This is a genomic window from Flavobacterium sp. (assembly GCF_044377315.1).
Lineage (GTDB): Bacteria > Bacteroidota > Bacteroidia > Flavobacteriales > Flavobacteriaceae > Flavobacterium.
Map to the genome: position 1 here is coordinate 1 of NZ_JBILJG010000032.1, position 15,486 is coordinate 15,486.

General features: G+C 34.6%; 13 protein-coding genes and 4 tRNA genes. All 17 read left to right on the forward strand.

Annotated features, from left to right (window positions below):
* Positions 1 to 26 precede the first annotated feature (26 nt).
* A complete protein-coding gene (gene rpsU / locus ACIQ66_RS09850; protein ID WP_274782338.1) occupies positions 27 to 221 on the forward strand; it encodes a 30S ribosomal protein S21 in 195 nt (64 codons plus the stop codon).
* Positions 222 to 321: 100 nt separating this feature from the next.
* The gene (locus ACIQ66_RS09855; protein WP_396212635.1) at positions 322 to 1,215 is read left to right on the forward strand and encodes a tyrosine-type recombinase/integrase; all 894 of its coding nucleotides are present in this window, start codon (positions 322 to 324) and stop codon (positions 1,213 to 1,215) included.
* A 31-nt stretch (positions 1,216 to 1,246) separates the two neighbouring features.
* The gene (hpf, locus tag ACIQ66_RS09860) at positions 1,247 to 1,549 is read left to right on the forward strand and encodes a ribosome hibernation-promoting factor, HPF/YfiA family (RefSeq protein ID WP_396212636.1); all 303 of its coding nucleotides are present in this window, start codon (positions 1,247 to 1,249) and stop codon (positions 1,547 to 1,549) included.
* Positions 1,550 to 1,641: 92 nt separating this feature from the next.
* Positions 1,642 to 1,715: transfer RNA gene (locus ACIQ66_RS09865), tRNA-Thr, on the forward strand.
* A 66-nt stretch (positions 1,716 to 1,781) separates the two neighbouring features.
* Positions 1,782 to 1,862, forward strand: a tRNA-Tyr gene (locus ACIQ66_RS09870).
* 51 nt (positions 1,863 to 1,913) lie between these two features.
* Positions 1,914 to 1,985: transfer RNA gene (locus tag ACIQ66_RS09875), tRNA-Thr, on the forward strand.
* 58 nt (positions 1,986 to 2,043) lie between these two features.
* Positions 2,044 to 3,231: an elongation factor Tu gene (gene tuf / locus ACIQ66_RS09880; protein ID WP_396212637.1), complete on the forward strand. Its 1,188-nt coding sequence runs from the start codon at positions 2,044 to 2,046 to the stop codon at positions 3,229 to 3,231.
* A 61-nt stretch (positions 3,232 to 3,292) separates the two neighbouring features.
* Positions 3,293 to 3,363 (forward strand) — tRNA-Trp (locus ACIQ66_RS09885).
* An 18-nt stretch (positions 3,364 to 3,381) separates the two neighbouring features.
* On the forward strand, positions 3,382 to 3,579 hold the full coding sequence (secE, locus tag ACIQ66_RS09890; protein WP_396212638.1) for a preprotein translocase subunit SecE: 198 nt from the start codon (positions 3,382 to 3,384) through the stop codon (positions 3,577 to 3,579).
* Positions 3,580 to 3,589: 10 nt separating this feature from the next.
* The gene (nusG, locus tag ACIQ66_RS09895) at positions 3,590 to 4,141 is read left to right on the forward strand and encodes a transcription termination/antitermination protein NusG (protein WP_396212639.1); all 552 of its coding nucleotides are present in this window, start codon (positions 3,590 to 3,592) and stop codon (positions 4,139 to 4,141) included.
* Positions 4,142 to 4,209: 68 nt separating this feature from the next.
* Positions 4,210 to 4,650: a 50S ribosomal protein L11 gene (gene rplK, locus ACIQ66_RS09900; RefSeq protein ID WP_298176766.1), complete on the forward strand. Its 441-nt coding sequence runs from the start codon at positions 4,210 to 4,212 to the stop codon at positions 4,648 to 4,650.
* A gap of 9 nt (positions 4,651 to 4,659) precedes the next feature.
* Positions 4,660 to 5,349, forward strand: a complete 690-nt coding sequence (gene rplA / locus ACIQ66_RS09905; protein ID WP_298176764.1) for a 50S ribosomal protein L1 — start codon at positions 4,660 to 4,662, stop codon at positions 5,347 to 5,349.
* Positions 5,350 to 5,371: 22 nt separating this feature from the next.
* Complete coding sequence (gene rplJ, locus ACIQ66_RS09910; RefSeq protein ID WP_298176762.1) at positions 5,372 to 5,860, forward strand: 50S ribosomal protein L10; 489 nt, start codon at positions 5,372 to 5,374, stop codon at positions 5,858 to 5,860.
* Positions 5,861 to 5,958: 98 nt separating this feature from the next.
* Positions 5,959 to 6,330, forward strand: a complete 372-nt coding sequence (rplL, locus tag ACIQ66_RS09915) for a 50S ribosomal protein L7/L12 (RefSeq protein ID WP_396212640.1) — start codon at positions 5,959 to 5,961, stop codon at positions 6,328 to 6,330.
* A 279-nt stretch (positions 6,331 to 6,609) separates the two neighbouring features.
* Positions 6,610 to 10,422 (forward strand): DNA-directed RNA polymerase subunit beta, encoded by a 3,813-nt coding sequence (gene rpoB / locus ACIQ66_RS09920; protein WP_396212641.1) that lies wholly within the window; start codon positions 6,610 to 6,612, stop codon positions 10,420 to 10,422.
* A gap of 255 nt (positions 10,423 to 10,677) precedes the next feature.
* On the forward strand, positions 10,678 to 14,991 hold the full coding sequence (rpoC, locus tag ACIQ66_RS09925) for a DNA-directed RNA polymerase subunit beta' (protein ID WP_396212642.1): 4,314 nt from the start codon (positions 10,678 to 10,680) through the stop codon (positions 14,989 to 14,991).
* Positions 14,992 to 15,087: 96 nt separating this feature from the next.
* Complete coding sequence (locus ACIQ66_RS09930; protein ID WP_298176754.1) at positions 15,088 to 15,399, forward strand: DUF3467 domain-containing protein; 312 nt, start codon at positions 15,088 to 15,090, stop codon at positions 15,397 to 15,399.
* The last annotated feature ends 87 nt before the right edge of the window (positions 15,400 to 15,486 follow it).

Below are 15,486 nucleotides of genomic sequence, written 5' to 3' on the forward strand. Positions count from 1 at the left end.
CCTTAACGAGAGGAGGTGTCTATATTATGTTAATTATACCAATTAAAGACGGAGAAAATATCGATAGAGCATTAAAGCGCTATAAAAGAAAATTTGATAAAACAGGAACTGTTCGTCAGTTACGTGCTCGTCAAGCTTTCATTAAACCTTCTGTTACTAATAGAATGAAGTTTCAAAAAGCGGCTTACATTCAAAACATGAAAGACGGATTAGAAAGTTAGTAAAATAATTTTCAAAATTATATAACCGTTAGTTATTAAAGTTTTATACCTTTGATACTAACGGTTTTTATTTTGTGAAAATTCTAGCTTTTATAAGTAAATGAACAACCAACAATCATTTAGCGATTACTTGCAGTTGGAGAAAAACTATTCTCCACTTACCATCAATGCTTACGTTAATGATATTCGATTTTTTCAAGAATTTATTTTGGAAACTTTTGAACAAGACAATCTTTTAGAAGTAAATTATCCACAAATACGAAATTGGATAGTCTCATTGTCGGATAAAGAAATTTCAAACAAATCAATAAATAGAAAAATTTCTTCATTAAAAGCTTTCTATAGATTTTTGTTAAAGACAAAACAGATTCAAATAAATCCTTTGTCAAAACATAAATCCTTAAAATCGACAACCAAACTACAAATTCCTTTTTCTGAAAAAGAATTAGATAATGTTTTAAATTTGATTAAATATCCCGACGGATTTGACGGGATTAGAGATAAACTAGTGATAGATCTGTTTTATGCAACTGGAATCAGAAGAATTGAATTGATAAATTTAAAAATGCAAAACGTTGATTTGTCGAATAATACTTTAAAAGTGCTTGGTAAACGAAATAAAGAAAGAATTTTGCCGATTTTGCCAATAATTTCACAAAGTTTTAAAATTTATATCGCCGAAAGAGCTAATTTAGAGGTGATTATAAACGAAGACTGTTTTTTTTTAACGTTAAAAGGCGTTAAATTAAATGAATCATTTGTTTATCGATTAATAAATAACTACTTTAGTAATGTTTCTGAAAAGGTAAAAAAGAGTCCACATATTTTAAGACATACATTTGCAACTCATCTGCTAAATAATGGAGCAGATATCAATTCAGTAAAAGAATTGTTGGGACATTCTAGTTTGGCATCTACCCAAGTTTATACTCATAGTAGTTTAGCAGAACTCAAAAAAGTGTATAGTAATGCGCATCCTAGAAGTCAGAAGTGAAATTGAAGTATAACATAAAAATAAAATGATTATGAAAGTAAATGTTCATGCAGTTAACTTTACAGTTGACAGAAAGTTAGTAGATTTTATTCAAGAAAGAGTAATAAAATTAGAGAAATTTTATGATAAGATTGTGTCAACTGACGTTTTTTTGAAAGTTGAGAAGACAAGCGAAAAAGAAAATAAGATTGTAGAAGTCAAAATTCATGTGCCCGGAGACGATTTTATGGTTAAAAAACAATGCAAAACATTTGAAGAAGCAATCGAAAATTCAGCTGAATCATTAGAAAGATTATTAGTAAAGAGAAAAGAGAAAGTAAGAACACATATTTAAAGAGAATTTTTTTCAAAAAATATTTTGATTAAAAAACAAAAAGATATACATTTGCAGTCCGTTAGAAATAGCGGACTTTTTTTATTGATTTTGCCAGCGTAGCTCAGTTGGCTAGAGCAGCTGATTTGTAATCAGCAGGTCGTGGGTTCGAGTCCCTCCGCCGGCTCTAAATAATATTTTCCAAAATAATTTGGAATTTGTTCTTTTATAGCACTGAAGAATCAATAAAAATGGGGAGATACTCAAGCGGCCAACGAGGGCAGACTGTAAATCTGCTGTGTGAACTTCGCAGGTTCGAATCCTGCTCTCCCCACAATTCCAAACCAACTCCCTGTCCTTTGGATAGGGTTGGGGTGGGGCTTCTGCCGACTTAGCTCAGGGGTAGAGTGCTTCCTTGGTAAGGAAGAGGTCACGGGTTCAATTCCCGTAGTTGGCTCAAAAATTGAATATTTGAACACTAATAAATATATAACTAAGATTAAAAATTAAGTAAAATGGCAAAAGAAAATTTTAACCGTAACAAGCCCCACTTAAACATAGGAACAATTGGGCACGTAGATCACGGAAAAACTACTTTGACTGCAGCAATCACTAAAGTATTATCTGATGCTGGTTACTGTCAAGCAAAATCGTTCGATCAAATTGATAACGCTCCAGAGGAGAAAGAAAGAGGTATTACAATTAATACATCTCACGTAGAGTATGAAACTGCTAACCGTCACTACGCACACGTTGACTGTCCTGGTCACGCGGATTACGTAAAAAACATGGTTACTGGTGCTGCTCAAATGGATGGTGCTATTTTAGTTGTTGCTGCAACTGATGGTCCTATGCCGCAAACTCGTGAGCACATCCTTTTAGGTCGTCAAGTTGGTATTCCAAGAATCGTTGTATTCATGAATAAAGTGGATATGGTTGATGATGCTGAGTTGTTAGAGCTTGTTGAAATGGAAATCAGAGATTTATTATCTTTCTACGAATATGATGGAGATAATGGTCCTGTTGTTCAAGGTTCAGCTTTAGGAGGATTGAATAATGATCCTGCTTGGGTTCCAAAAATCATTGAATTGATGGAAGCGGTTGACTCTTGGATTGAAGAGCCAATACGTGATACAGAAAAACCATTCTTGATGCCAGTTGAAGATGTATTTACAATTACAGGACGTGGAACTGTTGCTACAGGTCGAATCGAAACTGGAGTTGCTAATACTGGAGATGCTGTTGAAATCATCGGTATGGGAGCTGAAAAATTAACTTCTACTATTACTGGAGTTGAGATGTTCCGTAAAATCCTTGACAGAGGTGAAGCTGGAGATAACGTTGGATTACTTTTAAGAGGTATCGATAAAGCGGATATCAAAAGAGGTATGGTTATTATTAAGCCAGGTTCAGTAAAACCACACGCTACATTTAAAGCTGAGGTTTATATCTTGAAAAAAGAAGAAGGTGGTCGTCATACGCCATTCCATAATAACTACCGTCCACAGTTTTACGTACGTACTACTGACGTAACAGGAGTTATTTCTTTACCAGCAGGTGTAGAGATGGTAATGCCAGGTGATAACTTAACTATAGATGTTGCTTTATTAAGTCCTATCGCAATGAGTGTTGGTTTACGTTTCGCTATCCGTGAAGGTGGTAGAACTGTTGGAGCTGGACAAGTTACTGAGATAGTAGGATAATCACATTTCATAATATTTATGAAACCAGTGTTGTGTAATAACGACACTGGTTTTTAATGAAACGGGCGTAGTTCAAGGGTAGAATAGCGGTCTCCAAAACCGTTGATGGGGGTTCGAATCCCTCCGCCCGTGCAAAAAAAATAAAATACAATGACAAAAGTTGTTAATTACATATCTGAAGCTTTCGAAGAATTAAAGTCTAATGTTACTTGGCCTGTTTGGGCAGATGTTCAACGTTATACTGTAATAGTAGCATTATTTTCAGTTTTATTCGCTTTGGCAACATGGGGAGTAGATGAGCTTTTTGCTAAGTCTTTGGAAGGTTTTTTTAGATGGTTAAAAGGTTAATTCAATCATAATGACAGACAATAACGTGAAAAAGTGGTATGTTGTTAGAGCGGTAAGTGGCCAAGAAAATAAAGTAAAGGCTTATATCGAAACTGAGACTAATAGACTTGGGATGAGTGATTATATTTCGCAAGTTCTTGTTCCTACTGAAAAAGTAGTGCAGGTTCGAGATGGAAAAAAAATCGCTAAAGACAAAGTTTATTTTCCTGGTTATGTAATGATTGAAGCAAATCTTGTTGGTGAAATACCTCATATAATTAAATCAATAACAGGAGTTATAGGTTTCTTAGGTGAAGTAAAAGGAGGAGATCCTGTGCCATTAAGAATGTCAGAAGTTAACAGAATGCTTGGAAAAGTAGATGAGTTAGCGGTTAAAACTGATACACATGCAATTCCTTTTAACTTAGGAGAAACAGTTAAAGTTGTTGATGGTCCTTTCAATGGCTTCAATGGAACGATCGAAAAGATAAATGAAGAAAAGCGTAAACTTGAAGTTATGGTGAAAATTTTCGGAAGAAAAACACCTTTAGAATTGAGTTTTATGCAAGTTGAAAAAGTATAATTTTTTGTTACACACTTAATAAATCACATTCATCGCTTCCAAATGATAATGTGTTAAATTTTTAAACAATGGCTAAAGAGATTAGTAAAGTAGTTAAGCTACAAGTTAAGGGAGGTGCCGCGAATCCATCGCCACCGGTTGGACCTGCTCTAGGAGCTGCTGGTGTTAATATCATGGAATTCTGTAAGCAATTTAATGCTAGAACCCAAGATAAAGCTGGTAAAGTTTGTCCTGTCCAAATAACGGTTTACAAAGATAAATCGTTTGATTTTGTTATTAAAACTCCACCTGCTGCGGTTCAATTAATGGATGCAGCTAAATTAAAATCTGGTTCTGGTGAACCTAATCGTAAAAAAGTAGCTAACATTACTTGGGATGTGATTAGAACTATTGCCGAAGATAAAATGGTGGATTTAAATGCGTTCACTATCGAATCAGCAATGAGTATGGTAGCTGGAACTGCTAGATCTATGGGTATAACAGTAACTGGAGACTCTCCTCTAAAATAAGAGATAGATATGGCAAAGTTGACAAAAAAACAAAAAGAAGCAGCTTCAAAAATTGAAAAAAATAAGTTATATTCTTTAAAAGATGCTTCTGCATTAGTTAAAGTTATAGCTTCAGCAAAATTTGATGAGTCTGTAGATATCGCAGTAAAATTAGGAGTTGATCCAAGAAAAGCGAATCAAATGGTACGTGGTGTGGTTGCATTACCTCACGGAACTGGTAAAAACATGAGAGTATTAGCATTGGTAACTCCAGACAAAGAAGCAGAAGCTAAAGCTGCTGGAGCTGATCACGTTGGTCTTGATGATTACTTACAAAAAATTAAAGATGGTTGGACAGATATCGATGTTATCGTTACTATGCCTGCTGTTATGGGTAAATTAGGACCATTAGGACGTGTTCTTGGACCACGTGGTTTAATGCCAAACCCTAAAACTGGAACTGTAACTATGGAGGTTGGTAAAGCTGTTGCTGAAATTAAAGCAGGTAAAATCGACTTTAAAGTAGATAAAACAGGTATCGTTCATGCTGGAATTGGCAAAGTATCTTTCGATGCTGATAAAATCCAAGAAAATGCACACGAAATTATTCAAACATTAATCAAACTTAAACCAACTGCAGCTAAAGGTACTTACATTAAAAGTATTCACCTTTCTAGTACAATGAGTCCAGCAATAGCTTTGGATCCTAAAGCAGTATAATTGGTAGTTAAAAATTTTTAGTATGACTAGAGAAGAAAAATCAATCGCGATTGAAGATTTAACTGCACAGTTAGCTGGTTCAAACATAGTTTACCTAGCAGATATTTCTGGATTAAATGCAGAAACTACCTCTAATTTAAGAAGAGCTTGTTTTAAAGCTGGTATTAAATTAGAAGTTGTTAAAAATACATTATTGGCTAAAGCTATGGAAGCTTCTACTAATGACTATGGTGATTTACCATCAGTTCTTAAAGGAAACACTTCTATCTTTATTGCTGATATTGCTAATGCTCCAGGTAAAATTATCAAAGAATTTCGTAAGAAATCTGATAAACCAGTTTTCAAAGGTGCTTTTATCAATTCAGAAATTTATATTGGAGATAACTTATTAGATTCGTTAGCTTCACTTAAATCTAAAGAAGAGGTTATTGGAGAAATCATTGGATTACTTCAATCTCCAGCACAAAGAGTTATTTCAGCTCTTAAAAACCAATTCAAAGACGAAGAATAGGTCAGTTTATAAAAGAAGTTATTCTTTAAAATAAACACATTAACACGCGCACATTAATAAATTATATTTTTACAAATCATTTTAAAACGATAGAAAAAATGGCAGATTTGAAACAATTCGCAGAACAATTAGTTAACTTAACAGTTAAAGAAGTTAACGATTTAGCAACAATATTAAAAGACGAGTATGGTATCGAACCAGCTGCAGCTGCTGTTGTAGTTTCTGGTGGTGGTGCTGGAGAAGCTGCTGCTGAAGAGCAAACAGAATTCACAGTAGTATTGAAAGATGCTGGTGCTTCTAAATTAGCTGTAGTAAAAGCAGTAAAAGAATTAACAGGTTTAGGTTTGAAAGAATCTAAAGATTTAGTTGATGCTGCTCCATCTAACATCAAAGAAGGTGTTGCTAAAGATGAAGCTGAAGGGCTTAAAAAAGCACTTGAAGAAGCTGGAGCTGTAGTTGAACTTAAATAAGTTTTTCTAGGTTACTAGAATTAGGTTTAGACCTTGGATAAAGCATCCAATGGTCTAAACCATTTTTCTTATAATAAAATTATTTTAAGTTTTATTATAAAAAAGCATAAATACAAAAGGTTTTTAAATCAATACGAAGAAAGAAAGTAGTGTAAAGAGAGTTTCTCCTAAGCACGTTTTCAAAGATGTATTGGTTATAAAAAAAAAGTATAGATTGTTTTATAAATTAAACAGTGTTTTACACAAAAATTACTTTTTTTAATCAAAATTTCTTCATTGATGATAACAAATCAGACCGAAAGATTGAATTTTGCCTCGACAAAAAACATACCTAACTATCCAGATTTTCTAGATGTTCAGGTAAAGTCTTTTAAAGATTTCTTCCAATTGGAAACCAAATCTGACGAAAGAGGCGACGAAGGTTTATACAATACCTTCATGGAAAACTTCCCAATTACAGACACAAGAAATAACTTTGTGTTGGAGTTTTTAGATTACTTTGTTGATCCACCGAGATACACAATTCAAGAATGTATTGAAAGAGGTTTAACGTACAGCGTTCCTCTAAAAGCAAGATTAAAACTTTATTGTACAGATCCTGAACACGAAGATTTTGAAACTATTGTTCAAGATGTTTATTTAGGAACAATACCGTACATGACACCAAGTGGTACTTTTGTTATCAACGGTGCTGAACGCGTAGTTGTATCGCAATTGCATAGATCTCCTGGAGTTTTCTTCGGACAATCTTTCCATGCAAATGGTACAAAATTATATTCTGCAAGAGTAATTCCTTTCAAAGGTTCTTGGATAGAATTTGCTACGGATATCAATAGTGTTATGTATGCTTATATTGATAGAAAGAAAAAATTACCTGTAACAACTTTATTCCGTGCTATCGGTTTCGAAAGAGATAAGGATATCCTTGAAATTTTTGACCTTGCCGAAGAAATTAAAGTTTCTAAAACAGGACTTAAAAAATACATCGGTAGAAAATTAGCGGCGAGAGTATTGAATACTTGGCATGAAGATTTTGTTGATGAAGATACTGGTGAAGTAGTTTCTATCGAACGTAACGAAATCATTCTTGATAGAGATACTATTTTAGATAAAGATAATGTAGAAGAAATCATCGATGCTGATGTAAAATCAATATTACTTCATAAAGAAAGTAATTCGCAAGCTGACTATTCTATCATTCACAATACATTACAAAAAGATCCAACTAATTCTGAAAAAGAGGCTGTTGAACATATCTACAGACAATTACGTAATGCAGAACCACCTGATGAGGAAACGGCTCGTGGTATTATAGATAAATTGTTCTTCTCAGACCAACGTTACAACTTAGGTGAAGTAGGTCGTTACAGAATGAATAAAAAACTTGGCTTAGATATCCCAATGGAAAAGCAAGTCTTGACCAAAGAAGATATCATTACTATTGTAAAATACTTAATTGAGTTAATTAACTCTAAAGCAGAGATTGATGATATTGACCACTTGTCAAATCGTCGTGTAAGAACTGTTGGTGAGCAATTATCACAACAATTTGGTGTTGGACTAGCACGTATGGCTAGAACTATTAGAGAGAGAATGAACGTTAGAGATAACGAGGTGTTTACACCAATTGATTTGATTAATGCTAAAACATTATCTTCAGTTATCAACTCTTTCTTCGGAACGAACCAGTTGTCTCAATTTATGGATCAAACCAATCCATTAGCTGAAATTACACACAAACGTAGATTATCAGCACTTGGACCAGGTGGACTTTCTCGTGAAAGAGCAGGTTTTGAGGTTCGTGACGTTCACTATACTCACTACGGAAGACTTTGTCCTATTGAAACTCCTGAGGGACCAAACATTGGACTTATTTCATCTCTTGGTGTATATGCTAAAGTTAACGGAATGGGATTCATCGAAACACCTTACCGTAAGGTAACCAATGGTGTTGTCGATTTAGAATCTACTCCTGTTTACCTGAGTGCAGAGGAAGAAGAAGGAAAAATGATTGCACAAGCAAACATTGAAATGGATAATAATGGAAAAATCACAGCAGAAAAAGTTATTGCTCGTGAAGAAGGTGACTTCCCAGTTGTTGAACCTAATGTGGTTCATTATACTGATGTTGCGCCTAACCAAATTGCCTCTATTTCTGCTTCGTTAATTCCTTTCTTGGAGCATGATGATGCAAACCGTGCATTGATGGGTTCTAACATGATGCGTCAAGCTGTTCCTTTATTACGTCCAGAAGCTCCAATTGTTGGTACTGGTCTTGAAAGACAAGTAGCATCTGACTCAAGAGTATTAATAAATGCGGAAGGTCATGGAACTGTTGAATATGTTGATGCTAATATTATTACTATCAAATACGACAGAACTGAAGAAGAAAGAATGGTAAGTTTTGAATCAGATGAAAAAACTTATAATTTAATCAAATTCAGAAAAACCAACCAAAGTACTTCTATTAATCTTAAACCTATTGTTAGAAAAGGTGATAGAGTTATTCCTGGTCAAGTTTTATCTGAAGGATATGCAACTCAAAATGGTGAATTAGCTTTGGGTAGAAACCTAAAAGTAGCCTTCATGCCATGGAAAGGGTATAACTTTGAGGATGCGATTGTAATTTCTGAAAAAGTGGTTCGTGACGATATTTTTACTTCTATTCACGTAGATGATTATTCATTAGAAGTTAGAGATACTAAATTAGGAAACGAAGAGTTAACTAATGATATTCCTAACGTTTCTGAAGAAGCGACTAAAGATTTAGATGAAAACGGAATGATAAGAATTGGTGCCGAAGTAAAACCTGGCGATATTCTTATCGGAAAAATTACTCCAAAAGGAGAATCAGATCCAACTCCTGAAGAAAAACTTTTAAGAGCTATCTTCGGTGATAAAGCAGGTGATGTAAAAGATGCTTCATTAAAAGCTTCTCCTTCTTTACATGGGGTAGTTTTAGACAAAAAATTATTCGCCAGAGCGGTTAAAGATAAAAAGAAACGTACCAAAGATAAAGACGATTTGGGTGCTTTAGAAATGGAATTTGAAACTAAATTCGTTGATTTAAAAGACAAATTAATCGAAAAACTTTTCTTAATCGTTAACGGAAAAACATCACAAGGTGTAATGAATGATTTGGGTGAAGAAGTTTTACCAAAAGGTAAAAAATATACTCAAAAAATGCTTTATGCTGTTGAAGATTTTGCTCACTTAACTAAAGGACAATGGGTTGCAGACGATACTACCAATAAAATGGTAAACGACTTAATCCATAACTATAAAATTAAGTTGAATGACCTTCAAGGTGCTTTACGTAGAGAGAAATTTACTATTACAGTTGGAGACGAATTACCAGCAGGTATTTTGAAACTAGCTAAAGTATATATCGCTAAAAAACGTAAACTAAAAGTTGGGGATAAAATGGCGGGACGTCACGGTAACAAAGGTATTGTTGCTCGTATTGTTCGTCACGAAGATATGCCTTTCTTAGAAGATGGAACACCTGTTGATATCGTATTGAATCCACTTGGAGTACCTTCTCGTATGAACATTGGTCAAATTTATGAAACAGTTCTTGGATGGGCTGGTCAAAAATTAGGTCGTAAATATGCAACACCAATCTTTGATGGTGCATCTTTAGACCAAATCAATGAGTTAACGGATGAAGCTGGAATTCCAAGATTCGGACACACTTATCTTTATGATGGTGGTACTGGAGAACGTTTCCACCAAGCAGCAACTGTTGGAGTTATCTATATGTTGAAACTTGGACACATGGTTGACGATAAAATGCACGCTCGTTCTATCGGACCATACTCACTTATTACGCAACAACCACTTGGAGGTAAAGCTCAATTTGGAGGTCAACGTTTTGGAGAGATGGAGGTTTGGGCTCTTGAAGCATACGGTGCATCAAGTACATTACGTGAAATTTTAACAGTAAAATCGGATGATGTTATTGGTAGAGCCAAAACTTACGAAGCTATCGTAAAAGGTGAATCAATGCCAGAACCAGGATTGCCAGAATCTTTCAACGTATTAATGCACGAATTAAAAGGTCTAGGTTTAGACATCAGATTAGAAGAATAATAATAGTAAACAGTCACAGTCGCAGTTTGCAGTGTTAAAGCTGAAAACTGTGACTGAAAACTGATTACTTAATTTATAGAGTTTTTAGGATTTATACCCGTAACCCGTTCCGATTTTTTATTAAGGCATAATAATTAGCACTTCAAAAATTTAGTTGAAGTTTAGAGAAGTAATTCGTGGTAGCTTACTGATAAAAATAAAAGTATCAGAAGTCTAAAATCAATTTTTAATTGCAATAAATCAATAGTAAAAACTATGATGAATAATAGAAATAACAACAATAGAGATAAAAACCCAATTAAAAGGTTTAACAAAATCTCGATAGGATTAGCTTCTCCAGAATCAATCTTGGCAGAGTCAAGAGGTGAAGTATTAAAACCTGAAACTATCAATTATAGAACGCACAAACCAGAACGTGATGGTCTTTTCTGCGAAAGAATTTTCGGTCCAGTAAAAGATTTTGAATGTGCTTGTGGTAAGTATAAAAGAATTCGCTACAAAGGAATCATTTGTGACCGTTGTGGTGTTGAAGTTACCGAAAAGAAAGTACGTCGTGATAGAGTAGGGCACATTAATCTTGTTGTTCCAATCGCTCATATCTGGTATTTCCGTTCACTTCCTAACAAAATTGGTTATATTTTAGGACTACCTTCTAAGAAATTAGATATGATTATCTACTACGAAAGATATGTAGTAATCCAACCAGGTATTGCCAAAAATGCTGAAGGGGAGCCAATTCAAAGACTTGACTTTTTAACAGAAGAAGAATATCTAACTATTTTAGATACGCTTCCTATGGAAAACCAATATTTAGATGATTTTGATCCAAATAAATTCGTTGCCAAAATGGGAGCTGAATGTATTATGGACTTATTAGCACGTATCGACCTTGATGCATTATCTTATGAACTTCGTCATAGTGCTAACAACGAAACTTCTAAACAGAGAAAAACAGAAGCATTAAAAAGATTGCAAGTGGTTGAGTCATTCCGTGATTCAAACAAAAACAGAGAAAATCGTCCTGAATGGATGATTATGAAAGTAGTTCCGGTTATTCCACCAGAATTGCGTCCTCTTGTGCCTCTTGATGGTGGTCGTTTTGCAACTTCGGATTTAAATGACCTTTACCGTCGTGTAATCATCCGTAACAACCGTTTGAAAAGATTAATGGAAATCAAAGCTCCAGAAGTTATCTTAAGAAACGAAAAACGTATGTTACAAGAATCGGTAGATTCACTTTTTGATAATACTCGTAAAGCTTCTGCTGTAAAAACAGAATCAAATAGACCATTAAAATCTCTTTCTGATTCGTTAAAAGGTAAACAAGGTCGTTTCCGTCAAAACTTACTTGGAAAACGTGTGGATTATTCTGCTCGTTCGGTAATTGTTGTTGGACCTGAATTAAAATTATTCGAATGTGGTATCCCAAAAGATATGGCAGCCGAACTATACAAACCATTCGTTATTCGTAAATTAATCGAAAGAGGAATCGTTAAAACTGTAAAATCTGCAAAGAAAATTATAGATAAAAAAGAGCCAGTTGTATGGGATATTCTTGAAAATGTAATTAAAGGACATCCAGTATTACTAAACCGTGCTCCTACATTACACCGTTTGGGTATTCAGTCTTTCCAACCAAAATTAATTGAAGGGAAAGCAATCCAATTACACCCATTAGTGTGTACGGCGTTCAACGCAGATTTTGATGGTGACCAGATGGCAGTTCACTTGCCTTTAGGACCAGAAGCAATATTAGAAGCACAATTGTTATTATTAGCTTCTCATAATATTCTGAATCCTGCTAATGGTGCACCTATCACGGTACCTTCTCAAGACATGGTTTTGGGTCTTTATTATATGACCAAAGAGCGTTTGTCTACTCCAGAACACAAAATTTTAGGAGAAGGATTAACTTTCTATTCTGCCGAAGAAACTAATATTGCTTTAAACGAAGGAAGATTAGAATTGAATGCAAGAGTAAAAATTAGAGCAAAAGATTTCAATGAAGCTGGTGAATTAGTATATAAAATAATCCAAACTACTGCGGGTAGAGTATTATTTAACGAAGTAGTACCGCAAGCCGCTGGATATATTAATGAGGTATTAACCAAAAAATCATTACGTGATATTATTGGTAAAATCCTTGCTGTAACAGATGTTCCTACAACGGCAGCTTTCCTTGATAATATGAAAGATATGGGGTATAAATTCGCTTTTAAAGGAGGTTTATCTTTCTCTTTAGGTGATATTAGAATCCCAGAACAAAAAACAAAATTAATTGCTGATGCTCGTGAACAAGTTGAAGGTATCTCTTTGAACTATAACATGGGATTGATTACCAATAACGAACGTTACAACCAAGTTATTGATATCTGGACATCTGCAAATGCACAACTTACAGAGTTAGCAATGAAAAATATCCGTGAAGACCAACAAGGTTTCAACTCGGTATATATGATGCTTGATTCTGGAGCACGTGGATCTAAAGAGCAAATTCGTCAGCTTACAGGTATGCGTGGTTTGATGGCTAAACCTAAAAAATCGACTGCAGGTGGTGGAGAGATTATCGAGAATCCAATTCTTTCTAACTTTAAAGAAGGGCTTTCAATCTTAGAATACTTCATCTCTACACACGGTGCTCGTAAAGGTCTTGCCGATACCGCTCTTAAAACCGCAGATGCTGGTTACCTTACTCGTAGATTACATGACGTTTCTCAAGATGTTATTGTAAATATTGAAGATTGTGGTACACTTAGAGGAATAGAAGTTTCTGCATTGAAGAAAAATGAAGAAATTGTTGAATCATTAGGTGAAAGAATTTTAGGTCGTGTAGCATTACAAGATCTTATCAATCCTTTAAATTCTGAAGTAGTTGTTCGCGCAGGTGAACAAATCACAGAAGCTATTGTAAAAACAATAGAAGAATCTCCAATCGAAAAAGTAGAAGTTCGTTCGCCTTTAACATGTGAAGCATTAAAAGGTATTTGTGCTAAATGTTACGGTAGAAACCTTGCTACTGGAAAAATGACTCAAAGAGGTGAAGCAGTAGGAGTTATCGCTGCTCAGTCTATTGGAGAACCAGGTACACAGTTAACACTTCGTACATTCCACGTTGGTGGGGTTGCGGGAGGAATTTCTGAAGAATCTAGCATCGTAATGCGTTTTGATGGTAAACTAGAAATAGAAGACCTTAAAACGGTTGTAGGTGAAGATAGCGAAGGAAATAAAGTAGATATCGTAGTTTCTCGTTCAACTGAATTAAAATTGGTGGAGCCAAAAACAGGAATCGTATTAAATACACATAACATTCCTTACGGTTCTAGTATTTTCGTGAAAGACGGAGATACCGTAACTAAAGGAACTGCTATTTGTAAATGGGATCCATATAATGGAGTTATCGTTTCTGAATTTACAGGAAAAATTGCTTACGAAGATTTAGAACAAGGACAATCGTTCCAAGTTGAAATTGATGAGCAAACAGGTTTCCAAGAAAAAGTAATTTCTGAAGGAAGAAACAAAAAATTAATTCCAACTTTATTGATTTACGGAAAAGATAATGAGTTAATTCGTTCTTATAACTTACCAGTTGGAGCTCACCTTATGGTAGAAGATGGAGAGAAAATTAAAGCCGGTAAAGTTTTAGTAAAAATTCCTCGTCGTTCTTCTAAATCTGGGGATATTACAGGAGGTTTACCAAGAATTACGGAGTTGTTAGAAGCTCGTAATCCTTCAAACCCAGCAGTAGTTTCTGAGATTGATGGTGTGGTTTCTTTTGGTAAAATTAAACGAGGTAACCGTGAAATCATTATCGAATCTAAATTTGGTGAGGTTAAAAAATATCTTGTAAAATTATCTAGTCAAATTTTGGTTCAAGAAAATGACTTCGTAAGAGCAGGAGTTCCATTGTCTGACGGAGCAATTACACCAGATGATATCTTAAGAATCCAAGGGCCAGCAGCTGTTCAACAGTATTTGGTTAACGAAATTCAAGAAGTATATCGTCTTCAAGGGGTAAAAATCAACGACAAACACTTTGAAGTTGTAATTCGTCAAATGATGCGTAAAGTAAGAGTAGAAGATCCAGGAGATACTTTATTCCTAGAAGAGCAATTAATTCATACTAAAGACTTTATTGTTGAAAATGATAAATTGTACGGAATGAAAGTGGTGGAAGATGCTGGAGATTCTAGCAACTTGAAACCAGGACAAATTATTTCGCCTCGTGAACTACGTGATGAAAATTCATTACTAAAACGTAATGACCAAAATCTAGTAGTAGCAAGAGATGTAATCACAGCAACAGCAACACCTGTTTTACAAGGTATTACAAGAGCTTCGTTACAAACGAAATCATTTATCTCTGCGGCATCATTTCAGGAAACAACTAAAGTGTTAAACGAAGCAGCAGTAGCTGGTAAAGTTGATTTCTTAGAAGGATTGAAAGAAAATGTAATTGTAGGTCATAGAATTCCAGCTGGAACAGGTATGAGAGAATACGACAACACAATTGTTGGTTCTAAAGACGATTACAATGAAATGATGGCTAATAAAGAAGAATACATTTATTAAAAATCATAACTAAATAATCATGCCGCTAATTCCTATTTTCAAAACTAGTGAGTTAGCGGCATTTTTCTTAATCAACACCTAACTCCCAACATAAAAATGAGTGATCAAAAACAACCACAAGGACAAATAAATATAGAACTAGACGAAGCTACAGCTGAAGGAATCTATTCTAATCTAGCTATTATCAATCATTCTGCTTCAGAATTTGTCGTAGATTTCGTGTGCATTATGCCCGGAACTCCAAAGTCTAAAGTAAAATCAAGAATCGTTTTAACGCCGCAACATGCCAAAAGACTGGTAAAAGCATTAGCAGAAAACGTACACCGATTTGAAATGGCACACGGAGAAATCAAAGACTCCGAGCAACCACCAATTCCTTTAAATTTTGGACCAACAGGTCAAGCGTAATAAACTACTCCTCAAGAAATTGGGGAGTTTTTTAAATACAACTAACATTGCTAAATTGTTAATATATAGTGCAAATTGGTTAACAAA